The organism is Paenibacillus sp. FSL H7-0918, from assembly GCF_038007025.1.
In the GTDB taxonomy this organism is placed as follows: domain Bacteria; phylum Bacillota; class Bacilli; order Paenibacillales; family Paenibacillaceae; genus Paenibacillus_AQ; species Paenibacillus_AQ odorifer.
Genome location: NZ_JBBOWJ010000002.1, coordinates 963,670 through 988,733, shown reverse-complemented (window position 1 = coordinate 988,733; position 25,064 = coordinate 963,670). Strand labels below are relative to the sequence as shown.

The following is a 25,064-nucleotide window of genomic DNA, read 5'->3' as shown; positions in this document are numbered from 1 at the left end:
TGTTCTCTAGTTTTTTAAACACACTATCTACTTGATATTCCCCAGTTTAATGTCATCTGAATCCGATGCATGGGCTCATGATCATCCCCAAAGGCTATCGGACTCAGCCGCCGCTATTTACATATCTATCGCCATTGGAGCGAAGTTTCGGACTCCAGTGCAGCTATTGGTGTGGAAAACACTGATAACTGGTGTTTTTTGTACCAATAGCGGCTATGTGGTCCGATAACACCCGAAACAGAGGCAAATCCAGCAATTAAGGTCATCTGGGTCCGATAGCATGGGCTCTTACTCATCCCCACTGGTTTGGCGGACACAGCAGATGCCATTCGCTCATTTAGTGGCTTGAGAGTGGAGTTTAGGACACAGCCGCCGCTATTTCTATATTTATCTCCATTGGAGCGAAGTTTCGGACCCCAGTGCAGCTATTGGTGTGGAAAACGCTTATAACTGGTGTTTTTTGCGCCAATAGCGGCTATGAGGTCTGATAGCATCCGAAATATAGCTAAATCCAGCAATTAAGGTCATGTGGGTCCGATAGCGTGAGTTCATACTCATCCCAACTGGTTTGGCGGACACAGCAGGCGCCCTTCGCTCATTTTGTGGCTTGGGAGTGGAGTTTCGGACTACACAGTAGCCGCTATTCGCATATTTGTCGCCATTGGAGCGAAGTTTAGGACTCAGTAGCCGCTATTTGCCCATTTATCGCCATTGGAGCGAAGTTTCGGACACCAGTGCAGCTATTGGTGTGGAAAATACTGATAACGGGTGTTTTTTGCATCAATAGCGGCTATGTGGTCCGATAGCACCCGAAATAGAGGCAAATCCAGCAATTAAGGTCATCTGGGTCCGATAGAAAAACTCGGGAGCATGAATGTGATCGGATTAAACAAAAATTAGTGTTTAGTTCAAGACCTGAAAAAAGAGGGAATCCCAACAGCTAGTTCACAGCTGTTGGGATTCCCTCTTGATTTTTTCAAAAAAACTCAGCGTGTATCCTTCCAGAAATTCAGAGGTTTCAGATCTGAGCTAATGACGTGGAATGTATAGCCTTCTTTTTTCAATGACTCTAAGATACGCGGAAGTACTTTAAGTGTAGCTTTTTGATCATGCATCAGAATCACTGGATTGGTCTGCGATTTCTGCAGCTTATGAACCTGATTCATTACCGAATTATAGATCGTCGTACTAGCATCCTTGTATTTCCAATCCTCTGAGTCCACGTTCCAATCCCATAGATGATAACCTTGAGCCAGCACTTTATCTCTAAAGGCCTTTGTGAAATAAGGCTTGCTTCCATAAGGAGGACGAATCAGTGTAGTGCTTTGACCTGTAATCTTTTTCAAAATGGCGTTATCGTTATCCATCTCTCCCAGCGCAGCCGCAGGTGAAGCATAAAACTTCTCTTTCCGGTGCGTCATTCCATGCAATGCGAGAGCATGCCCTTCATTCGCAATCCGTTTCACTTGCGCAGTATGCTGGTTCATATTCGGTCCGATCATGAAAAAAGTTGCCTTCGCATCATATTTTGCCAAAATATCAAGCAATGTAGAAGTTGTAGCCGTTGGCCCATCATCAAAGGTGAGGTATACGGTCTTACCTTGCTTCCCAACAGTTGGCGTAGAAGTTCCAGGAGTTGCGCTTGGCTTCAATTCCTTTTTAAACTTACTTACAAATGTTGCATCATCTAATGTAGCCGAGCCATCTTTTACACGCAATAAATATTGATCTGCTTTAAAAGAAATTCCAAAACCAAGATAAGAGGTCAATTTCAGTGGAACCATTGTTTTTCCGTTTTTCAAAAATGTACTCATGGATATGGTCTTTCCATCGCCTAGAGTAGCTGTTGCATGATCATTCAGCAGTTTGATTGATCTGTTCTGACCTGTAACTTTTATCCCATCGCTCACTCCAGTTAGCGTTAACTTAAGTTCCTGTGATAGATCACGTAGAGGAACGTAATAGGTATCTTTTACCGAAACTGCTTCAATAGTTGTTAACTTATCGTTCACACCTAACCTAAGGGAGCCTGCACCTGCTGCATTCACTGAATCTATCGCTCGTATTGATCCGGAACCAATGAATAATACGATTAATAATAGCCATACTTTCTTTAAAGACATCGTCAAAAATCTCCTATCTATGTATATTTGTCTATTACCTTAACATACATTGATAGAATGAAATTTGAGAGATTGTAACCCCCAGCAGAATAATTTGTTACCTTTTAGAAGTTAACTGTGATTTCAACCACAATCATAAAAAGCACGCGACTCCGGCTAAATACTGGCGCATCAACAAAAAATGGTTAAAATCACCCTGTTTTGCGCAGAATAGATGTGTCTAAATTAGCAACTTTAGTAAACTATTGAACAAAGTTTGAACGGAATTTTTCAACCCATAAACAGCGCCGTTACAGTGATCTTTATCATACTATTAGAAACTTGTAACAAATTGATCACACATATTTAACTTGTTCGCCATTATTAAGGTCTTTTTTAGGCTAAATGGAAAAATAAGTCTTTTGCTTTCTTCCCCATAAATTCTTACTATATATTAAGGTTAATGTTGAGGGTTAATAAAAGAAGTATTGAAGGAAGGAGCTTAAGCATGAACAAAAAGGGACCGTTATACGCTTTATTTCTCAGCCTAATTTTACTCTTGCCAGGATGCAGTTCAATCGCTGTTCTGAATCCGAAGGGGCCGGCTGCAAGAACTTTATCTGACACGATCATTCTCTCCATTGTTATGATGCTCGGCGTTCTGGCAGTTGTCTACATCTTATATGTCTTTGTGCTTTTGAAATACCGTGCTAAAAAAAGCAACGAAGATTATATTCCTCCTCACGAGGAAGGAAACAAATGGCTGGAGGCTATCTGGATTACCATTCCGATTATTATCGTGGCATTCCTCTCCGTAGTCACCGTCAAAACAACAGTAGATGTAGAAAATGTTGCAGCGGATTATAAAGATCAGAAACCGCTTGTAATTTATGCTTCCTCCTCTAACTGGAAATGGCATTTCAGCTACCCAGAAGAAGGTATCGAAACAGTAAACTACGTTAACATTCCAGTTCACCGCGCTGTAGAGTTCAGACTGTATTCTTTCGGTACGATCTCAAGTCTTTGGATCCCACAATTGGGAGGACAAAAATACGCGATGAGCGACATGATCACAACCTTGCATCTTTCAGCTGATACTGTAGGTTCTTATGTCGGAAGAAATGCGAACTTTAATGGTAAGGGTTTTGCCCACATGGAGTTTGAAACACTTGCGATGACAGATAAGGACTATCAGGAATGGGTGAAAGACGTTAAAGAAACGGCGGGTCCACTGACGGAAGATGAATTTAAAGGTCTTTTGGAAATGGAACATGTCGGACGTAAAACGTATACGAATACTCACTTATCCTTTAGCCCGCCTCCGGGAAGCCATGGTGACCATATGAGTAATGGTGGCACTGAAATGGATACGGATAACGGAAGTATGGAGCATCAGGATAATAAAGAAATTCACCCGACTCCAGCACCATCCAGCGAGACGGAATTCAACACCGAGCCTAATCCAGAACTGGATGAGCCGACACCTAGTTCTCCATTAGAAGAGAGCACAACACATGACGGACACTAGTCAATGTTAATTGAACAACTTGAAAGGAGCGATTCCTAATGGATTGGGATAAATTTAAGGTCCACGGCGAACCCCTGATATACGGAGCTATGGCAAGTATTGTTCTGGCTACAATCGGGATTATCGTCGGCCTGACCTATTTTAAAAAATGGGGATATTTATGGCGCGAATGGTTGACTACTGTTGACCACAAACGTATTGGGATTATGTATATCCTCGCTGCATTGCTTATGCTTTTCCGCGGCGGCGTTGACGCTATTATGATGAAGCTGCAAACAGCAGCCCCGGACATGAAATTTCTTGACGCACAGCATTACAACGAGGTATTTACAACACACGGCTTGATTATGATCCTTTTTATGGCCATGCCGTTTATTATCGGTCTGATGAATGTTATCGTTCCGCTGCAAATCGGTGCTAGAGACGTTGCCTTCCCGCGTCTGAATGCTGTCAGCTTCTGGCTCTTCTTCTTTGGAGCTATGCTGCTTAACATTTCGTTTGTTATCGGGGGATCGCCAGATGCTGGTTGGTCCGCATATTTCCCGCTAGCAAGTTTAGAGTTCAGTCCAACGGTGGGTAATAACTATTACTCGCTCGCACTACAAATTTCAGGTATTGGTACGCTCCTCACAGGCGTTAACTTTATTGTAACGATTCTGAAAATGCGTGCACCAGGCATGAAGTTGATGAAAATGCCGATGTTTACTTGGTCCGTATTGATCACCAACGTAATTATCGTATTCGCATTCCCTGTGCTTACGGTTGCACTCGCGTTGATGATGTTCGACCGGTTGTTCGGCTCTCAATTCTTTACGATGGCCAATGGCGGTATGGATATGTTATGGGCCAACCTGTTCTGGGTATGGGGTCACCCTGAAGTATATATCGTTGTCTTACCGGCATTCGGTATTTATAGTGAAATTATCGCCACCTTCTCTAAAAAGAACCTGTATGGATATACATCCATGGTATTCAGTATGTTGATCATTTCCCTCTTGTCCTTCCTAGTATGGGCTCACCATTTCTATACAATGGGTCAAGGTGCTATGGTTAACAGCTTCTTCTCGATTACAACCATGGCCATTGCCGTACCAACAGGTGTGAAAATATTTAACTGGCTATTCACCTTACGAAAAGGGCGAATAACCTTTACGACACCTATGCTATACACCCTGGCCTTTATTCCGATCTTTACGATTGGTGGGGTAACAGGTGTCATGCTGGCTATGGCCAGTGCCGATTACCAGTACCATAATACGATGTTCCTGGTTGCCCATTTCCACTACGTTCTTATTCCGGGTGCGGTCTTCGCCGTTATCGCAGGGTTCCATTACTGGTTCCCTAAAGTATTCGGTTTCCGTCTGAATGAACGTCTTGGCAAGCATGCCTTCTGGTGGATTATCATTTCCTTTAACGTATCGTTCTTCCCGCTGTTTATTCTCGGACTTAAGGGCATGACCCGTCGACAATACACCTATTCTGCGGATACCGGATTTGGCCCGCTGAGTATGGTCTCATTCGTAGGTGCGATCGGTCTTGCTATTGGATTTGTAATCCTGGTTTATAACATTTACTGGAGTACTCGTTACGAACCAAGAGATACTGATGGAGATCCGTGGGATGCACGTACTTTGGAGTGGGCAACGAAAAGCCCGATTCCAGCTTACAACTTCGCAGTGGTTCCAAATGTAAAAACACGCGATGCTTACTGGTCTGCTAAACAAGATAAAGTACCGCTTTTTGAAGATAAGATTACTAAGATTCATATGCCTAGCAACACAGGAAAACCATTTATTCTGGGTGTTATCTTCTTCATTGCAGGGTTCTCTCTGGTCTTCAGTCTTTGGATTCCAGCGATCCTCTCTGGAGTAGGTATCCTCATTGTTCTAGCTGCTATGTCCTTTGATCGGGATCACGGATTCTACATCCCAGCAGAAGAAGTTATTGCTACTGAAAAGAAATTGCGGGGTGAGACAGTATGAAAATAGATGCGTCTAAGCCGCTTGAATACTCAACAGAAGAGAATAGTAATAAAATCTTTGGCTTCTGGGTTTTTCTAGGAGCGGAGATTGCACTGTTCGCTACGTTGTTCACTGTTTATTTTGTAATGGTAGACCGTTTTGCCAGCGGCCCTAGCGGGCCGGATCTTTTCGAAATTGGTCCAGTAATGATCGAAACATTGCTGCTGCTGACAAGTTCGTTCACGATTGGTCTTGCAGTTCATGCCATGCGGCATGGTTACCAAAAAGCCATGATGGTCTTTTTCGGACTAACCCTTCTAATGGGTCTCGGCTTCCTTGGTATTGAAATCACGGAGTTTGTCACTTATGTTCACGAAGGGGCTACACTTCAAACCAGTGGTTTCCTATCCAGTCTCTTTGTACTGCTGGGAACACATGGAGCTCACGTATCGTTCGGGTTCCTGTGGGGTGCGGCTATTCTAATCCAGTTGAAGCGTCAAGGTATTAATCCGGCTACGGCCAATAAATCCTTTATCTTCTCGCTGTACTGGCATTTCTTGGACGTTGTCTGGATCTTTATTTTCAGCTTCGTCTATCTGAAAGGACTGATGTAGCATGATGAAGCAATTGTTTCCAATTCGCCATGTGATGGGTTTCTTAGCCTCTCTTGTCCTTTCTGTGGCTGCACTTGCTGTAATCTACCTTGATCTATCCAACACTGCGAACATGGCTATCCTGCTTGTTACAGCCCTCATTCAGGCTTCCTTGCAGCTCTTCCTGTTCATGCATATTGGTGAATCAGCAGATACCAAGAAAGAACTTTACATCAATATCGCCTATGCCTTATTCGTTGGTCTAGTTACGATATTCGGTACGCTCTTCATCTTCGTATGGGGCTGGTATGCTTAATTACAGTCACTAATACTCAAAGGGACGTCTCTAAAGCCAAAATGGCTTAGGGGCGTCTCTTTTTTTGCGTTTATTTAGGAGGTTTATTGTAGCGGATGCCCGGAAATGTGCGTCTTTTTAGGCAATAGCCGCACTGGAGTCCGGAACTTCGCTCAATAGGCGAAAAATGTGCGAATAGCGTCATCTGGGTCCGAAAGCTACGGGGGATGAGGATGGCACGGCGCTGTCGGACTCAGATGACCTTAAAAGCGGGAAACAGCGGCGTTTGGAGTGGTAACGGAACCCAAAGCCGCTATTGGTGTGAAAAACGCCCAAAATGAGCGCCTTTCTAGGCAATAGCTGCACTGGAGTCCGAAACTTCGCCCAAAAGGCGGATAATGTACGAATAGCGGTATCTGAGTCCGAAAGCTACGGGGGATGAGGATGGCTCGGCACGATCGGACTCAGATGAGCTTAAAAGCAGGAAACAGCAGCGTTTGAGTCCGAAAGCCCCGTGAGACAAGGTCGGCTTGGCGCGATCGGACTCAGATGATCTTAAAAGCGGGAAACAGCGTCATTTGGAGTTGTAACGGACCCCAAAGCCGCTATTGGCATGAAAAACGCCCAAAAGAGCGTCTCTCTAGACTATAGCTGCAGTGGAGTCCGGAACTTCGCTCAATAGGCGAAAAATGTGCGAATAGTGGCATCTGGGTCCGAAAGCTAGCGGGGATAAGGGGGCTCGGCGCGATCGGACTCAGGTGAGCTTAAAAGCTGGAATCAGCGACATTTGGAATGGTAACGGACCCCAAAGTCGCTATTGGCATGAAAAACGCCCCAAAAGAGCGTCTCTCTAGACTATAGCTGCAGTGGAGTCCGCTCAATAGGCGAAAAATGTGCGAATAGTGGCATCTGAGTCCGAAAGCTACGGGGGATGAGGAGGCTCGGCGCGATCGGACTCAGATGACCTTATAAGCGGAAATCAGCGGCTTTTGGAGTTGTAACGGACTCCAAAGTCGCTATTGGTGTAAAAAGCGCCCGAAATGAGCGTCTTTTTGGGCAATAGCTGCACTGGAGTCCGAAACTTCGCTCAAAAGGCGGATAATGTACGAATAGCGTCATCTGAGTCCGAAAGCCACGGGGGTGAGGTTGGATCGGCGCAATCGGACTCAGGTGAGCTTAAAAGCAGGAATCAGCGTCATCAGGGTCCTAAAACTACTGTGGACGAGATTGGCTCGGCGCGATCGGACGTAATTTTGATTAATAGCAAGGAATAGATAAATCCCGAAGGAAAATCTTGGGGATGTTTTTGTTGACATATAAATAAAACTGTATTAATAATAGTAGTACAGTTAGTACACATCATAATGGATTTAATGCAAGATAGTGGAAGGAGGAAGGTTATGTTCGAACTGGACGTTCGTAGTCGGAAGCCGATTTATGAGCAGCTGACCGATAAGGTCAAGGAGATGATTCTGCATGGTATTTTGCAGACGGATGAACAGCTACCTTCTGTAAGGACGTTATCCCAGCAGCTAACCGTGAATCCCAATACGATTCAGAAGGCTTACCGTGAATTGGAACGTGAGGGGTATATCTATTCATTACAGGGGAAAGGAAGTTTTGTAGCCCCGATGAAAAAAGAACAAAATGCGATCAAAAAAGCGGAAGTCCGGAACGAGTTGCTGAGGCTGATGGCGGAGGCGGTATACCTTGGGTTCACCGCAGCTGAGATTAGTTCTTTGTACCAACAAGTGGAGAAGCAAAGAGAAGGAGGGAAGAGTGATGATTGAGATTCGGGGAGTCAGCAAGTTATTTCAAGGCGAGAAGGCAGTCGACGATATCTCTTTAACGGTACATAAAGGAACAATTTATGGGCTGCTCGGCTCTAATGGCGCGGGCAAAACAACGCTGCTCAAAACATTGGCGGGCATCTACTCTCCAGATAAGGGGACCGTGCGGGTGGATGGTGAAGCGGTTTTCGAACACACGACGACTAAGCAACGGGTTATTTTTATGCCGGATGCTCCTTACTTTTTCCCACAATCCACCATGCTGCAAATGGCGGCATTCTATCGCTCGATTTATCCGAGCTGGAATCAGAAGCGTTTTGAAGATTTGGGAACCGTATTTCAGCTCGATAAAAAGCGCAAGCTCAGTCGTTTCTCCAAAGGGATGCAGCGGCAAGCGTCATTCTGGTTATGTTTAAGCTGTATGCCGGATGTGCTGATTATGGATGAACCGATTGACGGATTAGATCCGGTGATGCGGCGTCAGATCAAAAACCTGCTATTTCAGGAGGTTGCTGAACGCGAGCTGACGGTAATCATATCTTCCCATAACCTTCGTGAGATTGAAGATCTGTGCGATCATGTCGGGATTATGCATGGTGGGAAGATGTTGATTGAGAAGGATCTGGATGATCTTAAGGCGGATACACATAAGATTCAAGTGGCGTTTCGGGATGAACGGCATGAGATTCCGTTAGCTGCCAAGCTACAAGTTCTGCATCAAGAGCGCCGGGGAAGTGTGAACCTATATATTGTAAAAGGGGATCGTGAACGGATCAAAGCGGCTTTTCAGGTGTACGAGCCATACGTATTCGATTTGCTTCCATTAACGTTAGAAGAGATCTTTATTTATGAAATGGGGGATGTCGGATATGATGCGCAGCCATTACTACTTTAATAGCAGTATTTTTCGCCAGAACTTCCGCCAGCATGGCTGGATAGGGATTATATATGCACTCGGCTTATTATTTGCACTTCCATTACAGCTCTTCATGAGCAGCAATCCGGATGCAAAACCGCAGGAAGTTGATCATTTATTTCGCATAGCTGGTAGTGTGCAAGCCTTGTTTATCATTACGATCCCAGTTGCCGCAGGACTATTCTTATTCCGATACCTTCAGGCGAAATCACCCGCAGATCTTTGGCATAGCCTGCCTTTACGCAGAGAGCATATATTTACAGCTCATCTGACGAGTGGACTTACCTTACTATTGCTGCCTGTTTGGTTAACTGCTGGGGTGGTTGCCGTTGTTAAGCCGTGGAGTGGTAATTTTTATATTTTTCAAGGCGCAGATATTTGGCAATGGTGTATTACAGTTAGTATTCTGACTTTGTTCCTCTTTTGCTTTAGTGTTTTTGTGGGAATATGTACGGGCCAATCTATTCTTCAGGGAATTATCATTTATATTTTGCTTATTCTTCCTGCTGTACTGATCTCATTAATCCACAGCCATTTAGCTATGTATCTTTATGGATATGCAAATGCAAACTCTAACTTGCGTGATTCTATTTCGCAGATATGGTCTCCTTTTGTTCATATCGTGTATTATTTTACCGGCAAACCCTTCACCAATACAGAATTATGGATTTATGGGGTATTGGCACTTCTATTTATCGGGTTGTCGTACCTGTTATACCGTAAACGTAATACGGAAAAAGCGGGTCAGGCTATTGCCTTTGGATATTTCAACCCACTGTTTAAAGCAGGGGTTATGTTATGTGCCATGCTTATTGCCGGTAATTATTTTGCGCAAATGAAGCAACAGCAAATGGGCTGGGTGATTGGTGGATATGCCATCGGAGCCATTATTGGTTATGTTGCCGCAGAAATGATTGTTCGGAAAACATGGCAGATTATGACGCGTAAAATGGTAGCTGAGTTTGCAGTTTATGCGGTAATGATAGGGTTACTTCTGTATATCCCGGTATCAAGTGTTACGGGGTATGAAGCTAGAGTGCCTTCCGGTGATAAGATTAGCGGTGTATATATGGGAGCTAACTACCGGTTGTATGCCCCAACGGATGATTTGTACACTACAGCCTACATGGGGCAGAACCCTTTTTCCGATGATAAAGATTATATAGAAGCTGTCCGTAAACTCCATCAAGCGGTAGTTGCGGTACGTCCAGAACTTACCTCACAACAATACGTTTATGAATATTTTACTCTGGCTTATCAATTGGAGAATGGTCACAAGCTAGTGAGGGAATACTGGATCCCTAATAAGGGGTTTGAATCAGAGCTCAAGGCGGTTAAGGATACCGAAGCTTACAAGTATGAAAAGTATAATTTAGCTCTCTTAGACAAAGACCTGGATTTTATGTGGGTTACTAACAGGAATAAAAAAGTAGCCATTTCTGATCCCGGGGAAATTTCAGAGCTAAAGGAGATTATCAAACGCGAAATTTCGAATATGTCCTACGAAGTACAGATAGATAAGGATGGAATACCTGATGTGGCTAATATCCAAACAGAGGTAAAGGCAAAAGAGGACAGCAATCAAGTTTCTTCAAGTTATGGTTATAATTATCCATGGAAATCTTCTTTCCATGAGCTTGAAAAGTGGATGAATGAAAAAGGTTATGCCGATAAAATACAAATAACAGCTGAAGATATCCAATCGGCAGAGATTATAAAAGATGATTATATGGACGAGCAAACACCTAAGAACCCTACTAGTCCTGAACAAAGAGTAGCGCTTGCACGCGAAAAGAATCGTACGGCTGTTACGAAGGATAAGACATTATTAACAGATATTTTGGACCATCATTTCCATTATGGTGTTGAGAATGGCAACTACATTGTGAAGTTGATGTACAAAGAGGGTTATAGCGATTTCGTAATGTTAAAAGAATCGGATATGACGCCTGAATTGAAGGCATTGCTGAAATAAGTTAAGAATTAGTTTAGAATAAGGTAAGTAAAAGATTACAGTTAAAAGACTACTGGTTTACATAAACTGGATAGTTGGATTATGCTTTTGGAGATACGATAAGGATGAAATGGAACTTTCAGGTCAGCCTCTGAACCAGTATATTCATTTCCGGTAAAATAACATCGCTGTATTAACTGGTAAGGAGTTTTGTATTTAGGTGAAGCCCGACCATGGACGATAGAGTCCATGGTCTTTTTTGTATAGTAAGAGGTAATACATGGATGTGTGATTGCTGTAATGCCTCTGGAATCTGCTTCGAAGAGATCCTTTACTGTAGAATAATATAAATAGGAAAAATTGAGGTGTAAATATAATGTTAAGCAATACAGCGGAAGTGTCGTTAAGTAAATTTATGACTAAGCTGCTTCGGCATACCCCGGAGCAATATGGTCTTATTTTGGATCCAGAGGATGGTTCCTGTAGGTTGGATGATTTACTGTTTGTTATTGTAAGCACTCCTAGATGGTCAGAGGTGACTGTGGGAGATATTCGGCAAGTGGTTGCAGGTTGCGACAAGCAACGATTGGAAATCGTTGATGACCGGATCAAAGCCCGGTACGGGCATAGCCACACAAAAATCACTTATGAGCCGGGGACTCCGCCTGCTATACTTTTTCACGGAACTCATTCTGGTGTGCTTTCTGTGATTTTGGAGGAGGGGCTCCAATCGATGGGACGGCAGTATGTTCATTTGTCTGAGGGGACTCATTTTGCCAGTTTAGCCGGAAGTCGCAGAGGGAAATTGATATTGTTAACCGTTGATACGATTAGAGCGGGTCAAATGGGTGTAACCTTTTATAATGCGGGTAATAAGGTATGGTTGGCAGGTCATATACCGCCGTCCTGTCTTAAGGTGTATACCCCGTAAGTTGAACTAGATCGACGTTTGGTTAGGAGGCATAATAACATGGATGAAATTCCAGATCACTTAGATCACGGATTACAGATTGTATTTATTGGGTTCAATCCTAGTATCCGTTCTGGCGAGGTAGGACATCATTACGCGAATCCGCGGAATAATTTCTGGAGAATATTACATCAGTCTGGACTTACTCCCCGGTTGTATGATGCGTCTGAGGATGGGGACTTGCTTAAGCTGGGCTATGGGTTTACAAATATTGTTGCCCGTCCCACACGGGGAATCGACGATATTACTCGTGAAGAATACCAGGAGGGTCGGGAAATGCTTCGCTCCAAGCTGGAGAAATATCGGCCTCAAGTCGCCTGTTTTGTAGGTAAGGGTGTGTATACAGAGTTTAGCCGCAGAACAAAAGCTAACTGGGGATTTCAAGGGGACGTGCCTCCAAAGGTAGATGGCGTTCGTGAATTTGTTGCACCCTCTTCTAGCGGATTAGTTAGAATGCCGATGGAAGAGATCGTTGGGATTTATCGCAGATTAGCCGAGTTTACGCAAGAGAACGATGGGTGATTGATGTATTTGGAGTTAGGGTGCTAAAGGACACAGGAGTCGCTAAAAGTAACAATTCACTCTTATTTGTGCGCTATCGGACTCCGATGCAGCTATTGGGTGGAAATAGACTGAAAATGCGTCCGATTTGGTGTGATAGTGTCTTTGGAGTCCGAAAACACCAATGAATGGCCGAAAATCCACAAATAACGGCGCCTGAGTCCGTAAGGATAAAGGCTGGAGAGTTCGCTATGAATCACTGTGGATCGCTGTGGATCTCTGTGGATATCTGTAGATCCCGCAGATCCCGCAGATCCCGCAGATCCTGCAGATCCCGCAGATCCCGCAGATCCCGCAGATCCTGCAGATCCCGCAGATCCCGCAGATCCCGTAGATTGCAACTGTTTTAACCAGCGGCAGAATGTAGGATAGAAAGACTGAGCAGTAACGCTGCAAATGGAGCTAAAGGACACAGGAGTCGCTAAAAGTAACAAGTCACTCTAATTTGTGCGCTATCGGACACCAATGCAGCTATTGGGTGGAAATTGACTGATTATGAGTCAATTTCGAGTAGATAGCGTCTCTGGAGTCCGAAAACACGACTAAATGGCCGAAAATCCACGAATAACGGCGCCTGAGTCCGTAAGGATAAAGGCTGGAGAGTTCGCTGTAGATCTCTGTGGATCTCTGTAGATCTCTGTAGATCCCGCAGACCCCGTAGATCGTAACTCTTCCCCCTAGCAGCAGAGTGTAGGTTAGAAAGACTGAGCAGTAACGCTGCAAATGTAGCTAAAGGACACAGGAGTCGCTAAAAGTAACAAATCACTCTAATTTGTGCGCTATCGGACTCCGATGCAGCTATTGGGTGGAAATTGACTGATTATGAGTCCATTTTGAGTAGATAGCGTCTCTGGAGTCCGAAAACACCACTGAATGGCCGAAAATCCACGAATAACGGCGCCTGAGTCCGTAAGAGTAAAAGCTGGAGAATTGGCCATGGATCTACGTAAATCCGTAGATCCCGCAGATCCCGCAGATCCCGCAGATCCCGCAGATCCCGCAGATCCCGCAGATCCCGCAGATCCCGCAGATCCCGCAGATCCCGCAGATCCCGCAGATCCCGCAAGCTCTGGCAAACTCTCGCATCTTAGCTATCTCTCGCTACCCTCAAACACAAAAGGAGCCAGATTCCATATCGGAATCTTGCTCCTTTTATAACTTCAAAGGGCAGTCTCAGTATATGAGACATGCCCTTAGTCCCTAATACATTAGGTCTCAATCAGCAGCAGAATGATAGAGGATAAGGATAGGCAAACACTAATCAGGCAAAGCACGGCAACGACCTGCTTCTGGTTCAGGCCTGCCCGAAGCAGGCGGTAATGAGCCTGGGTGGCATCGGCTTGATAAATGGACTTGCCTTGGATGAAACGTTTGACTACGACAAAAATGTTGTCGAAGATCGGTACGCCCAGCGCCAGAATCGGAATGAACAGCGACAGGACGGTGGCTTGCTTGAACGCTCCGTCGAGTGCAATTACCGCTAGGATGAAGCCGAGAAAGGTTGCCCCGGCGTCGCCCATAAAGATTTTGGCGGGCGGCTTATTGTAGCGCAGATAAGCAAGCGTAACGCCAATCAGTGAAATAGCCATAATGGCAGATGAGGATTGCCCCTTTGCCAGTGCGACAACAAATAACGTAATCGCCGAAATGGCCGTCAAGGCACCAGCCAGACCGTCCATGCCATCCGAGAAATTAATAACTGTGGTTACACCGAAGATCCAGATAATCGTCAGCAGAAACGATAGAATGACAGGCAAAACGATATAATCGCCTGAGAATGGATTGTAGAATCCGGTAAAGGCATTGCCAGAAACATAAACCAGGATCGCTGCGCTAACTTGTACAATTAACTTGGGCAGAGCTGGGAAATCTTTGCCTTTCGTTTTGTACCAATCATCCACCGTGCCTATGGTCAGCAACAGTACGCCACCTACAAATAATGCGACAGTCTCCATGGAGAAATCACGCGCGAACACCAGATAAGTGATAAAAAATCCGATGAATATGGCGTAGCTGGCCGTTAGCGGAATGGGCTCTCTATGAATTTTACGCTCAACGTCCTGCCGAGGCTTGTCCACAAAATCAAGCCGAAAAGCAAGCTTGCCGAGCGGCGGAATTAGAAAGTAGACGATAAGAAATGACATTAGAAATGATAAAACGTATAAAATGACGCTCACCACCGTTTTCTTTTTAAAATACCACAGATCGATTAAATCTACCTTAAAAAAGTAAAATTTTGTCGTGAGGGGTGTGAAGTTGACTTGCCAGCAACGCTGTAGTACCTTGTTGAGAAAAGCCTTTGGGGGATATTTATGAAATACGATGTTATTTTATTTGATGCCGACGATACGTTGTTTGATTATGGAATGGCAGAAAGTCACGCGTTGTCTAATGCCTTTCTACACTTTGGGATGCCCACAGGTGCAGCAGATTATGCTGCCAGTTATCAAGAGATTAACCACGCATTGTGGAGGGATCTAGAACAAGGAAGGATTTCATCTGCGGCGCTGCGGGTAGAGCGGTTCAATCGGTTGTTTGCTGCACATGCGCTTGAGCTTGATCCTGAAACATTCAGTGAGGCCTATCTACGTTTCTTAGGCGAAGGAACCTTTCTGATGCAGGGAGCAATCGAGCTATGCGGAGAGCTTGCAGATTGCCGCCTGGCGATTATCACGAATGGAATCAAGGATGTGCAAACTTCCAGAATCCAAGGCTCGCTGCTGAGTGATACATTTGAGCAGATCATTATCTCAGAGGAGGCAGGATGTCAGAAGCCAGAGACGGGGATTTTTGATTATGCTTTTGCCAAATTGGGGATTGAAGATAAGGAAAAAGTATTGATTGTGGGTGACTCCTTAACCTCTGATATTCAAGGCGGAATTAATTATGGGATTGATACCTGCTGGTTTAACCCGCTAGGTAAGATTAATGAGTCCGGCGTTCAGCCAAAATACGAAATCCGAAACCTGTCGGAGCTACTAGATATTGTAGGGAAAGCTACTAACCTTCAATAAAAAAATAAGGTGTGAGCGCATAAGCGGCTCACACCTTTTATTTAGTAACCTGAAGAGGTTTATTGCCGAGTATCCAGCGGCTTCAGATACGCCTCGATTTGCTGGCGTTTCGATTCCAGAAATGGCGGCAGCGCAAGGGATTCACCTAAACTTTCCATAGGCTCATCTGTAGCAAAGCCTGGTCCGTCTGTAGCCAACTCAAAAAGGATGCCGTTAGGCTCGCGGAAATAGAGGGAACGGAAGTAGAAGCGGTCGACGAAACCGGAATTAGGAAGCTGTGCCTGGCGGATGTGTTCGATCCATTGCTTCAATTCGTCTTCATTATCTACGCGGAATGCGACGTGATGTACCCCGCCACGTCCCAAATGCTCTTGCTCCAGATCATTGCGTTCCTCCAGATGAACCTCAGCACCTGATCCGCCTTCACCAGTCTCGAATACGAGCACATCTGGCTGGCCGGCAACTGTTGAAGGGTAGGTTCCTATACGGCGGAAGCCGAGCAACTGCTCCAGCACTACCGCTGTATGTTCTGCACTTTCTACTGTGAGATGTGCCGGTCCTAAGCCTACAATGCCATATTGGGCAGGTACTGGGCTTTTAGCCCAAGGAGTACCGCCGGCAACACCGTTATCATTTTCGTCGGATACGAGAATGAAACGTTGGCTCTCGTGATCGCGGAAGGATAAAGTCTGGCGTCCACCAAGTTCCTGTATCGTCCCATGCTCCACGTTAAGCTCGGTGAAGCGTTGCTCCCAGTAGGTAAGTGCGGCATCGCTTGGCACTCGAAGGGAGAGCGCGGAGATGCTGTTATTGCCCTCTCGGTTGCGGCCTGCCATCGGAAGCTCGAAAAAGGTTAATTCGGTTCCGGGATTCCCCTTCTCATCTCCATAGAATAAATGGTACACTGAAATATCATCCTGATTTACTGTTTTTTTAATGAGACGCAGTCCGAGTACCTCTGTATAGAACTTAAAGTTCTCCTGTGCTTTGCCTGTAATAGCTGAGACATGGTGAAGTCCTTTTAACGTTGAACTCATGGTAGTTACCTCCGTGTAAATGCTTTGGGTTTGTGGATTATTTTAATTTATTTTTAATATATCGATAGAATCTTTGGTGAATATTATTAAGTTACTATAATTTTAATAGTAATAAGAAACTTTTGCAAGTGGATATTAATGTTTCATGAAATTTAATTCATACATAAGGAGAGAGTATAGTGCACACAACAACAAGCTTGATGAAACAATTACAGGAGTTAGGGATTGATCCACGGGGGACCATTCTAGTTCATTCCTCGTTAAAAAGTGTTGGCGAAGTAGAAGGAGGCGCGAACACGGTGCTGGATGCACTCAGTGAATATATGAAGGATGGGCTGCTTGTTTTGCCAACGCATACATGGGCTTATATTAATGCGGATAATCCGCGCTTCTTTGTTCAAGATTCCCCATCTTGTGTAGGGATATTACCGGAGCTGTTCAGAAAACGTCCAGGTGTTGTCCGCTCTTGGCATCCGACTCACTCTGTAGCGGCTTTGGGTGTTGATGCTGAGGCGTTTACTGCAGGGGATGAACGTTGGGATACGCCATGCGCCCGTGGTTCAGTGTGGGGCAAGCTGCTTGATCGGAAGGCGGAAATAGTACTGCTAGGCGTCGATCTGCGGCGGAATACGTTCATTCACGGTATTGAAGAGTGGGTGGATATTCCGGGCAGAATGACGGATAGTCATGAGGAATTATATACGGTGACGCCGGGTGGCGATGAAATCATGGTGCCTTCTCGCAGACATTGTGGTCTCTCTTGGTCGGAGCATTTTTGGAAAGTGGAACGCGAGCTTGAGGAAGGCGGTGCCATGCGTAAGGGGAACTTCGGGGATGCACTAGTTAGAGTGTGTGGAACAGTAGAAACGACGGATATTTTAAGCCTGATGCTAAAAGAGAATCCTGATCTTTTCTCCGATAATGAACCGCTGCATGGTGAGTCCAAACCAGATCCGCTTCCAAAGACCAGACGTGAACAACCGTAGGTGGGAGAGGCTAAACCATTTTTTCAGCACGCACAATCTGGAAGCCGCTATCAATGTATGGTATATTAATCTCACTAAAACATAGTAAGGAGATTGGAAATGGAAAAAACATTGGTCTTTGGACACAAAAATCCGGACACGGATACTATTTGTTCGGCAATTGCTTATGCAGCACTCAAAAAAGAATTAGGCTGGGATGCTGAGCCAGTTCGTCTGGGAGACGTTAGTGGTGAAACGCAATTTGCGCTTGATCATTTCGGAGTAGAGGCTCCTCGTCTGGTAGAGAACGTAGCTGGAGAAGCTAATCAGGTTATTCTTGTTGACCATAATGAACGCCAACAAAGTGCGAATGACATTGATCGAGTGCGTGTAATTGAAGTTATCGACCATCACCGGATCGCTAATTTTGAGACTGCACATCCGTTATACTACCGTGCTGAGCCAGTAGGCTGTACTGCTACTATTCTTAACAAAATGTATAAAGAAAACGGTGTAGCTATCCCTAAAGACATCGCCGGATTGATGTTGTCTGCAATCATTTCTGATTCCTTGCTGTTTAAATCTCCAACCTGCACCGCTGAAGATGTAGCTGCAGCACGCGAATTGGCTGAAATCGCTGGTGTAAATGCAGAAAGCTACGGCCTTGATATGCTGAAGGCTGGTGCTGACCTTAGCGACAAGAGTATCGCTCAACTGATCTCCTTGGATGCTAAGGAATTCAAAATGGGTGAATACAAAGTAGAAATCGCCCAAGTGAACGCGGTCGACGTTAATGATGTACTCTCCAAGCAGGCTGAACTAGAAACTGCACTGACTTCCATTATTGCTGAAAAAGAATTGGATCTGTTCCTGTTCGTAGTTACAGATATCCTCAACAACGATTCGGTGGGTCTGGCTCTGGGCCGTGTTGCAGGTGCAGTAGAACAGGCGTACAACGTGAAGCTTGATGACAATAAAGCCCTTCTTAAAGGTGTAGTATCCCGTAAATCACAAATCGTACCGGTACTTACAGAGACGATTGCTAAACTGTAAAGCATTTTGACAGTTGCGTTGTATTTTGTACAATAGAAATCCTGTCTATGAGAGTAGATTGGATAAAAAGAGCTCATGCCCCATCAGTAGTTAAGATGGTGACATGAGTTCTTTTTGTTTTACGGCGTATTCTGCTACAATATTTTGGGAGGGGATCCAACTGATCCTCTTCCAATTGCATGAACTTTGAACCAGCATGAGGAATATGACAAAGGGATAGGGGATATTGGAAATGGAATTGTTTGCAGCATTGGAACGGGACGACTACGAGGAATTATTATTTTGTCAGGATAAGGCATCGGGATTAAAGGCGATCATCGCGATTCATGACACGACACTAGGACCAGCACTGGGTGGAACACGGATGTGGACCTATGCTACGGAAGAGGAAGCTATTGTTGATGCGCTTCGATTAGCAAAAGGGATGACCTATAAAAATGCAGTATCCGGCCTGAATTTGGGTGGTGGGAAAACAGTAATCATTGGAGATCCCAAGAAGGATAAAAATGAAGCCATGTTCCGTGCTTTCGGAAGATACATACAAGGTTTAAATGGACGGTACATAACTGCTGAAGATGTAGGGACTACGGAAGAGGACATGAACATTATTTATCAAGAGACAGATTATGTTACTGGCACCTCACCTACGTACGGTTCTTCGGGCAATCCGTCACCAGCAACGGCTTACGGTGTTTACCAAGGAATGAAGGCAGCCGCTAAAGCCGCCTTTGGCAGTGATTCGCTTGAAGGGAAGACAGTAGCTGTTCAAGGCGTGGGGAACGTGGCCTTTACACTGTGCAAACATCTTCATGAAGAAGGAGCACAGCTTATCGTAACGGACATCCATAAACCAGCCGTTCAACGTGCAGTAGAGGCCTATGGCGCCAAGGCTGTAGATCCAGGCGATATCATCAGTGTAGATTGTGATATTTATGCTCCTTGCGCTCTTGGAGCGACAATTAACGATGAATCCTTACGGGTAATCAAGGCGAAAGTGATTGCAGGAGCTGCTAATAATCAGCTGAAGGATTCCTCGCATGGTGATGCACTTCATGAGATGGGGATTGTATATGCTCCAGATTACGTGATTAATGCAGGTGGCGTCATTAATATTGCGGACGAGCTGAACGGCTATAATAAGGAACGTGCCTTTAAGCAGGTGGCGAAGATTTACGACAATATTACCCGCGTAATGGAAATTTCCCGTTTGAACGGAATACCTACTTATGCCGCCGCGAACCAGCTTGCAGAGGACCGGATAGCGCTATTAAGAAATAGCCGCAGCACCTTCCTGCGTAATGGTCAACATGCACTTAGCAGAAGATCGCTGCGGGGATAAGCTGTAAAAAAAACTCGGCAATTTCCATCCGATTACAACTTCGGAGGGACTGCCGAGTTTTTTATGTTCTTTTATTTCTACAAGAAACGTTTATTCTCTTTCGAGGACGGTAACGTGGTTTCTGCTTATTCCTAATTACTGAACCTTTTGCGGTTCTGGGTAAGTGACGCCGAAGGTGTCGACCGTCACCTTTTTCATGACTGGTGGCTCATCTGGACGATCAGAACCGTCACGAGGCAGGCTCACAATTCTTTTTACAGCTTCGATACCTTCAGTTACTTTACCAAAAGCGGCGTAGCTTCCATCTAGACTAGGGTAAGCTGCATCCATAATAAAGAACTGGGAACCGGCAGAGTCAGGAGCCTGTGATCTTGCCATGGATAGAACACCTTCTGTATGCAGAAGGTTATTGGTGAACCCGTTGCCAGAGAATTCTCCGGCGATACTGTAACCCGGGCCTCCCATACCTGTACCATCAGGGTCGCCGCCTTGAATCATGAAGTTAGGAATTACTCTATGGAATATAGTGTTATCATAAAATCCTTTTTGAATAAGTGAGATGAAATTGTTTACGGTGTTAGGGGCAACCTCAGGGTATAGCTCAGCTTGGATGATATCCCCGTCTTCCATTTCAATGGTTACTAAGGGATGACTTGCCGTAGCTGAAGGAACGCCTTCAGCTGGGGCTGCACCTTCCCCAGGTGCTGATCCGCTGCTTCCATTATTACTGCTTGCATTGTTATTGTTTGGCTTGTTACCGCAACCTGCCGCAATAACCATGACCAGGCATAACATGATCAGAAGAATAGCGGATTTTGTTCGTGTAGACTTCACTAAATAATCTCTCCTTTTTATTGAATAATCTCGTAGGTACTTCCCATAATACCTCCTTTGTCCTATTACATGCAAAGGTCAGTTATGACTTCTGGGATTGGCACATCTTAAAAAGAAGTTTACAATGGTAGGATGTTTCCAAAGAGAACATCGAGAAAGGATGTGCATAGGATGCTCTTTTCGTGGAAGCGGAATTTGATCGTGCTTTGGGTAGGGGTTTTCTTTTGTAGTACAGCTTATTCGATCTCGATTCCCTTCCTTTCCATTTTTTTGAGCGACGAACTTGGGGTTTCAAATCATTTGGAGATTTGGTCAGGGGTTAGTTTTGGAATAACCTTTCTTGCCAGCGCTTTAATCTCTCCCTATTGGGGTTCGCTAGCCGACAAGTATGGTCGGAAACCGATGCTTATTCGCTCGGGTTTTAGTCTGGCAGCTTTATACCTTATTAATTATTTTGTACATGATCCTTATGTTTTTTTGATTGTGCGTGTGCTGCAAGGACTGCTTGCCGGTTTTGTTCCAGCAGCTATTGCAATGGTAGCCACCAATACACCTGAGCATAAGACGGGGTACGCTTTAAGTATTATGTCTACAGCCGGAGCGACAGGTAGTATTATTGGACCATTAATTGGCGGTGTAGTGAGCTATTATACCAGCAACCGGATTGCTTTTTTATTCTCAGCGGGTATTGTACTTATCTCAGCGCTCATTGCTACTTTTTTTGCAAAAGAGGAGAACTTCGACCGTTCGGCTCCAAGGTCACATGTAAGTGATGATATCAGGGAAGCGAGAAGTAACCGAGCTTTTATTACTTTGCTCTCGCTGGCGGGAATCAGTACCTTCTCCGTTATGATTCTGGAACCGTTAATCCCAATTTATCTACTGGACATGGGGATCTCCAAAAATAGTGCCTCGCTAAGCTCGGGAATCGTATTCTCTGCTGTGGGGATTGCTACGGTGCTGATGGCTCCGCAGTGGGGCAGACTCGGCAGCCGAAAAGGCTTTGGGATGATCTTATTTATTGGTCTGATCGGGGGCGGGATCGGTAATATTCTACAGTTTTTTGTTTCGGGCTATGTAGAGTTCGCTATCCTTCGCTTTGCATACGGCTTGTTCTATGCAGGTGTGCTGCCGTCAGTCAATGCCATGATTGTACAAGTAATTGAGCCGGGATTCCGTGGACGGGCCTTTGGCCTGAATCAGGCGGCATCTCAGCTTGCGACGATGGCTGGACCGATTATCGGCGGCTTATTGGGCGCGTTTATTCCAATTCGTTGGGTGTTTGTAATCAATGGAGTGATGCTGCTGGTAGCAGCGATATTGGTTAAGACCCGCAAGCTGGAAGCACAAATCGCCGCTGCTCGTCCCGCAGAACAGCCAACAACGATGCAGGGCTAACTGCTACCTCAATGAGCATGTCGTTATTTAGAAATAACATAAAGCCGCCGGGCTCACAGCCCGGCGGCTTTATTCATATTAAGCTGCTATTCTCCCTGCGAACCGTTCAAAACGTCTGTTCCCGGCATAACATCCACTGGCGGGGAGGCAGGGTCAATAATGGAATTTGGATATACATCGTCCGCATCTGGAACATCCTCCAGCGGCTGATCTTCTTCTTCCATCTCCAAGAGTTCCTCATCCTTAGTATAATCCGTATCATCTAGGGTTAATCCTGCGGTTTCAGCGGCTAGATATGCATCGGATTCCACCAGCTCATCTCTTTCGATTACATCCTTAGGTGAGTTTAAACCAATATCTGCTGCCAAGTATTTATCGCCAACCAAGACAGGATCTGCGTCATCATCAACAATATCCTCTTCATCCATATCAGCTTGTATATAACGTTCATATTCAAAGTCAGCTTCAGTTTTATTTGGTGAACTATCCATAGCCGTTCACTCCTTTTTTATGATAAAATTTGAACTTCCTATGTTTATCTTTACCCGTTTGACCATGATCGAATCGCTGATCCAATAAATGGGTATGTCTATATTGGATTAGTAAAAAATGGGTGAAAGCAAAAGCTGATGAAAAACGTTCTTTTTCGAGAAAATTTACAAGAATAGGCAGGGATAGTGCGAAGCTTGTCGAAATTAAGAAGCATATATGAACGTTTAAACAACTAATGAATTACTGAGGTGCTACGATGAAGTTGCCAAAGCTCAATATAGCGGCTGCTTTTTTATTAATTCTACTGCTGACCGCTATGGTTCCTTTTGGTACGGCGATAGTGAGTGCTGAATCATCAGACTCTACGCTGCCCAATTGGGAGATTAAATTTGAACGTATAGAAATAGATCATATTGAAGAAGCTGTGGCAGCTCTTGATGAAGAATGGACTCGTGTTATGCCTCATGGGAAAAGCCCAGAGACTCCAAGTGGAGCAACCTCAGCCTGGCTGCGGTTTACTTTACCACAAATTAGTGATAAATCTGCGTTATTCATAGATAAAGTATATGGAAATAATGTTAAGGCTTATTTAAATAACGAATTAATATATGATTCCGGAAAAGATTTTAATTTCAATGGCAGTAAGGTTTTCATTCCTCTGTCCAAAAGTGTTGGAGGACAACAGCTATATTTATGGACCCATGGTGGCAGCAAAGACTTAGGGATTCACGGCGAAATAAGAGTAGGCCAATACGATGAGCTGTTATCTGTTTATGTAAAGCAGGGCTTAATGGATCTGATCATTGGAACGACGCTTATTTTTATTGCGATTGTACTGCTGATCTGCTCGCTATTCATGAGAAAAGGCTATTTTTCAGGCGGATATCTATTGGTGCTGATTATTTTATCCATTGGCGTCTTAGTGGTAACGTATTCATCGTTCCTGCCGACAATCCTCGGCGATTATGGAGAGATCGTACTTGTTTTCTTTGATGTAGCTTTATATACGCTTTTGCCATCCTTTACATTTTATTTTGAGAAAATATTTGGTCCAGGGAAAAAGAGAATCGTTACACGATTCCGTAAGTTTCAAATTGTCTATTCTGTATTTTGTTTTTCCCTAATGGTTATTAATATTCTTTTGTCCTATCAGGTAGATGACTTTTATAGATTGATGACTACGAGTGTGCTAGGTATCCTTATGATTGTACAAATTATACTTTTGATCAGCTTAGCGTTTATACACGCGAACCGTGGCAATGTAGATGCTGTTATTTTTACTTCAGGGTTCTCAATATTTGCTTTCATGTCTCTTAGTGAACTGGTCATGTTCTATGCATCGGGGCAATCCTATCAATTATATTGGTGGAAATGGGGAATGGTGATTTTCGTAATTGCCTTAATCGTCATTCTGGGAAGAAGGTTTACTCGAAACCATGAACAGCTTATTGAATATTCCCATCAGCTTGAGAAGTTCAATAATGATTTGCAGCGCTCGGAGAAGATGGAGATTATTAGTGAGCTGGCAGCTTCGGTTGCCCATGAAGTACGGAATCCATTGCAGGTTACCCGGGGGTTTCTGCAGATTCTTGGGGAGCGTTCAGATCAAAAGGAGCGGGAATATCTGCAAATGGCAGTGACAGAACTGGATCGAGCTACGCTCATTATTACAGACTTCCTAACCTTCGCTAAACCAGGACTTGAAACCGTAGAGCAGCTTGATGTGTCTGAAGAGTTGAGGCATGTGACGGGTATTCTTTCTCCGTTAGCGAATCTGCAAGGGGGCGTCATTGAACTTAATCTGCAGCCAGGACTTTACGTTACTGGATCATCTGCCAAGTTCAAGCAAGCGTTTATCAACATTCTCAAAAATAGCATCGAAGCTTTAAAGGACAATGGGCTGATTAAAGTCACAGCCTGGAAGGCTGGAAAACATATAATAATCAGTGTTCATGATAATGGGGAAGGGATGAACCGGAATGAGCTGGCTCGGTTAGGGGAACCTTATTACTCCAATAAGACCAAAGGAACGGGGCTTGGACTGATGGTAACCTTTCGGATTATTGAGGCGATGGAGGGATGCACTGAGTTTCGCAGTGAGAAAGGGGAAGGGACTGAAATTATAGTAAAAATACCAGAACTTAGAAGAATTTAGAAGTAATTTATGATAATTCCGTTTTTTAGAAGGAAAGAGCGAGGGGCTGAGCGAAGTAGTACAGACAGAATATTGTTTCTGATACTTATTTCTGAGGTGCATATATG

The 25,064-nt window shown here is 44.5% G+C and carries 22 protein-coding genes; 17 read left to right on the top strand and 5 right to left on the bottom strand.

What is annotated here, in order from left to right; translation table 11 throughout:
• Positions 1–986: 986 nt before the first annotated feature.
• Entirely contained in the window at positions 987–2,123 is a 1,137-nt protein-coding gene (locus tag MHI15_RS18405) for a polysaccharide deacetylase (protein ID WP_076194154.1), read from the bottom strand.
• 487 nt (positions 2,124–2,610) lie between these two features.
• Here MHI15_RS18405 and qoxA point away from each other — a divergent pair, with 487 nt between their 5' ends.
• The 11 genes from qoxA (at position 2,611) to MHI15_RS18350 (ending at position 13,828) form a co-directional block, all read left to right on the top strand.
• On the top strand, positions 2,611–3,630 hold the full coding sequence (gene qoxA / locus MHI15_RS18400) for a cytochrome aa3 quinol oxidase subunit II (RefSeq protein ID WP_036680822.1): 1,020 nt from the start codon (positions 2,611–2,613) through the stop codon (positions 3,628–3,630).
• A gap of 38 nt (positions 3,631–3,668) precedes the next feature.
• Positions 3,669–5,612 (top strand): cytochrome aa3 quinol oxidase subunit I, encoded by a 1,944-nt coding sequence (gene qoxB / locus MHI15_RS18395; RefSeq protein ID WP_076194156.1) that lies wholly within the window; start codon positions 3,669–3,671, stop codon positions 5,610–5,612.
• Positions 5,609–6,205 carry a cytochrome aa3 quinol oxidase subunit III gene (qoxC, locus tag MHI15_RS18390; protein ID WP_042124373.1) on the top strand — a complete coding sequence of 199 codons (597 nt, stop codon included), beginning with the start codon at positions 5,609–5,611 and terminating at the stop codon, positions 6,203–6,205. The genes qoxB and qoxC overlap by 4 nt, the downstream gene beginning before the upstream one ends.
• A gap of 4 nt (positions 6,206–6,209) precedes the next feature.
• Entirely contained in the window at positions 6,210–6,500 is a 291-nt protein-coding gene (gene qoxD, locus MHI15_RS18385) for a cytochrome aa3 quinol oxidase subunit IV (RefSeq protein ID WP_036680878.1), read from the top strand.
• Positions 6,501–7,879: 1,379 nt separating this feature from the next.
• A complete protein-coding gene (locus tag MHI15_RS18380) occupies positions 7,880–8,269 on the top strand; it encodes a GntR family transcriptional regulator (RefSeq protein WP_036680827.1) in 390 nt (129 codons plus the stop codon).
• Positions 8,262–9,164 (top strand): ABC transporter ATP-binding protein, encoded by a 903-nt coding sequence (locus MHI15_RS18375; RefSeq protein ID WP_076194159.1) that lies wholly within the window; start codon positions 8,262–8,264, stop codon positions 9,162–9,164. Before MHI15_RS18380 ends, MHI15_RS18375 begins: the two co-directional genes overlap by 8 nt.
• Positions 9,118–11,160 carry a hypothetical protein gene (locus MHI15_RS18370; protein ID WP_143762782.1) on the top strand — a complete coding sequence of 681 codons (2,043 nt, stop codon included), beginning with the start codon at positions 9,118–9,120 and terminating at the stop codon, positions 11,158–11,160. Before MHI15_RS18375 ends, MHI15_RS18370 begins: the two co-directional genes overlap by 47 nt.
• A 355-nt stretch (positions 11,161–11,515) precedes the next feature.
• Positions 11,516–12,070 (top strand): RNA 2'-phosphotransferase, encoded by a 555-nt coding sequence (locus tag MHI15_RS18365; RefSeq protein ID WP_076194165.1) that lies wholly within the window; start codon positions 11,516–11,518, stop codon positions 12,068–12,070.
• Positions 12,071–12,109: 39 nt separating this feature from the next.
• Positions 12,110–12,631 carry a mismatch-specific DNA-glycosylase gene (locus MHI15_RS18360; RefSeq protein ID WP_076129577.1) on the top strand — a complete coding sequence of 174 codons (522 nt, stop codon included), beginning with the start codon at positions 12,110–12,112 and terminating at the stop codon, positions 12,629–12,631.
• Positions 12,632–12,871: 240 nt separating this feature from the next.
• Positions 12,872–13,042, top strand: a complete 171-nt coding sequence (locus tag MHI15_RS18355; RefSeq protein ID WP_341164673.1) for a hypothetical protein — start codon at positions 12,872–12,874, stop codon at positions 13,040–13,042.
• A gap of 564 nt (positions 13,043–13,606) precedes the next feature.
• Entirely contained in the window at positions 13,607–13,828 is a 222-nt protein-coding gene (locus MHI15_RS18350) for a hypothetical protein (protein ID WP_341164672.1), read from the top strand.
• A 50-nt stretch (positions 13,829–13,878) separates the two neighbouring features.
• Here MHI15_RS18350 and MHI15_RS18345 read toward each other — a convergent pair whose 3' ends face one another.
• Positions 13,879–14,814 carry an MraY family glycosyltransferase gene (locus tag MHI15_RS18345; RefSeq protein ID WP_076129282.1) on the bottom strand — a complete coding sequence of 312 codons (936 nt, stop codon included), beginning with the start codon at positions 14,812–14,814 and terminating at the stop codon, positions 13,879–13,881.
• Between the two features lie 168 nt (positions 14,815–14,982).
• Here MHI15_RS18345 and MHI15_RS18340 point away from each other — a divergent pair, with 168 nt between their 5' ends.
• Positions 14,983–15,684 carry a YjjG family noncanonical pyrimidine nucleotidase gene (locus MHI15_RS18340; RefSeq protein ID WP_076194170.1) on the top strand — a complete coding sequence of 234 codons (702 nt, stop codon included), beginning with the start codon at positions 14,983–14,985 and terminating at the stop codon, positions 15,682–15,684.
• Positions 15,685–15,743: 59 nt separating this feature from the next.
• Here the strand turns inward: MHI15_RS18340 and MHI15_RS18335 are convergent, their stop codons facing one another.
• The gene (locus MHI15_RS18335; RefSeq protein ID WP_076194173.1) at positions 15,744–16,721 is read right to left on the bottom strand and encodes a ring-cleaving dioxygenase; all 978 of its coding nucleotides are present in this window, start codon (positions 16,719–16,721) and stop codon (positions 15,744–15,746) included.
• Positions 16,722–16,900: 179 nt separating this feature from the next.
• Between MHI15_RS18335 and MHI15_RS18330 the strand changes: the two genes are divergently transcribed.
• The 3 genes from MHI15_RS18330 to MHI15_RS18320 all read left to right on the top strand — a co-directional run bounded on the left by MHI15_RS18330 (position 16,901) and on the right by MHI15_RS18320 (position 20,078).
• Positions 16,901–17,707 (top strand): AAC(3) family N-acetyltransferase, encoded by an 807-nt coding sequence (locus MHI15_RS18330; RefSeq protein ID WP_076129279.1) that lies wholly within the window; start codon positions 16,901–16,903, stop codon positions 17,705–17,707.
• A 99-nt stretch (positions 17,708–17,806) separates the two neighbouring features.
• Positions 17,807–18,739: a manganese-dependent inorganic pyrophosphatase gene (locus tag MHI15_RS18325; protein ID WP_076129278.1), complete on the top strand. Its 933-nt coding sequence runs from the start codon at positions 17,807–17,809 to the stop codon at positions 18,737–18,739.
• Positions 18,740–18,971: 232 nt separating this feature from the next.
• A complete protein-coding gene (locus MHI15_RS18320; protein WP_076129277.1) occupies positions 18,972–20,078 on the top strand; it encodes a Glu/Leu/Phe/Val family dehydrogenase in 1,107 nt (368 codons plus the stop codon).
• Between the two features lie 135 nt (positions 20,079–20,213).
• Here MHI15_RS18320 and MHI15_RS18315 read toward each other — a convergent pair whose 3' ends face one another.
• Positions 20,214–20,873 carry a peptidylprolyl isomerase gene (locus MHI15_RS18315; protein WP_339191122.1) on the bottom strand — a complete coding sequence of 220 codons (660 nt, stop codon included), beginning with the start codon at positions 20,871–20,873 and terminating at the stop codon, positions 20,214–20,216.
• Between the two features lie 210 nt (positions 20,874–21,083).
• Here MHI15_RS18315 and MHI15_RS18310 point away from each other — a divergent pair, with 210 nt between their 5' ends.
• A complete protein-coding gene (locus MHI15_RS18310; protein WP_076194175.1) occupies positions 21,084–22,310 on the top strand; it encodes an MFS transporter in 1,227 nt (408 codons plus the stop codon).
• A gap of 86 nt (positions 22,311–22,396) precedes the next feature.
• Here MHI15_RS18310 and MHI15_RS18305 read toward each other — a convergent pair whose 3' ends face one another.
• Positions 22,397–22,801 carry a hypothetical protein gene (locus tag MHI15_RS18305; protein WP_051490926.1) on the bottom strand — a complete coding sequence of 135 codons (405 nt, stop codon included), beginning with the start codon at positions 22,799–22,801 and terminating at the stop codon, positions 22,397–22,399.
• A 257-nt stretch (positions 22,802–23,058) separates the two neighbouring features.
• Here MHI15_RS18305 and MHI15_RS18300 point away from each other — a divergent pair, with 257 nt between their 5' ends.
• Positions 23,059–24,957: a sensor histidine kinase gene (locus MHI15_RS18300; protein ID WP_076309546.1), complete on the top strand. Its 1,899-nt coding sequence runs from the start codon at positions 23,059–23,061 to the stop codon at positions 24,955–24,957.
• The last annotated feature ends 107 nt before the right edge of the window (positions 24,958–25,064 follow it).

Excerpts from the sequence above, each read along its gene's own strand:
- MHI15_RS18405 (WP_076194154.1), bottom strand. The coding sequence starts at position 2,123 with ATGTCTTTAAAGAAAGTATGGCTATTATTAATCGTATTATTCATTGGT.
- qoxA (WP_036680822.1), top strand. The coding sequence starts at position 2,611 with ATGAACAAAAAGGGACCGTTATACGCTTTATTTCTCAGCCTAATTTTA.
- qoxB (WP_076194156.1), top strand. The coding sequence starts at position 3,669 with ATGGATTGGGATAAATTTAAGGTCCACGGCGAACCCCTGATATACGGA.
- qoxC (WP_042124373.1), top strand. The coding sequence starts at position 5,609 with ATGAAAATAGATGCGTCTAAGCCGCTTGAATACTCAACAGAAGAGAAT.
- qoxD (WP_036680878.1), top strand. The coding sequence starts at position 6,210 with ATGAAGCAATTGTTTCCAATTCGCCATGTGATGGGTTTCTTAGCCTCT.
- MHI15_RS18380 (WP_036680827.1), top strand. The coding sequence starts at position 7,880 with ATGTTCGAACTGGACGTTCGTAGTCGGAAGCCGATTTATGAGCAGCTG.
- MHI15_RS18375 (WP_076194159.1), top strand. The coding sequence starts at position 8,262 with ATGATTGAGATTCGGGGAGTCAGCAAGTTATTTCAAGGCGAGAAGGCA.
- MHI15_RS18370 (WP_143762782.1), top strand. The coding sequence starts at position 9,118 with ATGAAATGGGGGATGTCGGATATGATGCGCAGCCATTACTACTTTAAT.
- MHI15_RS18365 (WP_076194165.1), top strand. The coding sequence starts at position 11,516 with ATGTTAAGCAATACAGCGGAAGTGTCGTTAAGTAAATTTATGACTAAG.
- MHI15_RS18360 (WP_076129577.1), top strand. The coding sequence starts at position 12,110 with ATGGATGAAATTCCAGATCACTTAGATCACGGATTACAGATTGTATTT.
- MHI15_RS18350 (WP_341164672.1), top strand. The coding sequence starts at position 13,607 with ATGGATCTACGTAAATCCGTAGATCCCGCAGATCCCGCAGATCCCGCA.
- MHI15_RS18345 (WP_076129282.1), bottom strand. The coding sequence starts at position 14,814 with ATGTCATTTCTTATCGTCTACTTTCTAATTCCGCCGCTCGGCAAGCTT.
- MHI15_RS18340 (WP_076194170.1), top strand. The coding sequence starts at position 14,983 with ATGAAATACGATGTTATTTTATTTGATGCCGACGATACGTTGTTTGAT.
- MHI15_RS18335 (WP_076194173.1), bottom strand. The coding sequence starts at position 16,721 with ATGAGTTCAACGTTAAAAGGACTTCACCATGTCTCAGCTATTACAGGC.
- MHI15_RS18325 (WP_076129278.1), top strand. The coding sequence starts at position 17,807 with ATGGAAAAAACATTGGTCTTTGGACACAAAAATCCGGACACGGATACT.
- MHI15_RS18320 (WP_076129277.1), top strand. The coding sequence starts at position 18,972 with ATGGAATTGTTTGCAGCATTGGAACGGGACGACTACGAGGAATTATTA.
- MHI15_RS18315 (WP_339191122.1), bottom strand. The coding sequence starts at position 20,873 with ATGTTATGCCTGGTCATGGTTATTGCGGCAGGTTGCGGTAACAAGCCA.
- MHI15_RS18310 (WP_076194175.1), top strand. The coding sequence starts at position 21,084 with ATGCTCTTTTCGTGGAAGCGGAATTTGATCGTGCTTTGGGTAGGGGTT.
- MHI15_RS18305 (WP_051490926.1), bottom strand. The coding sequence starts at position 22,801 with ATGGATAGTTCACCAAATAAAACTGAAGCTGACTTTGAATATGAACGT.
- MHI15_RS18300 (WP_076309546.1), top strand. The coding sequence starts at position 23,059 with ATGAAGTTGCCAAAGCTCAATATAGCGGCTGCTTTTTTATTAATTCTA.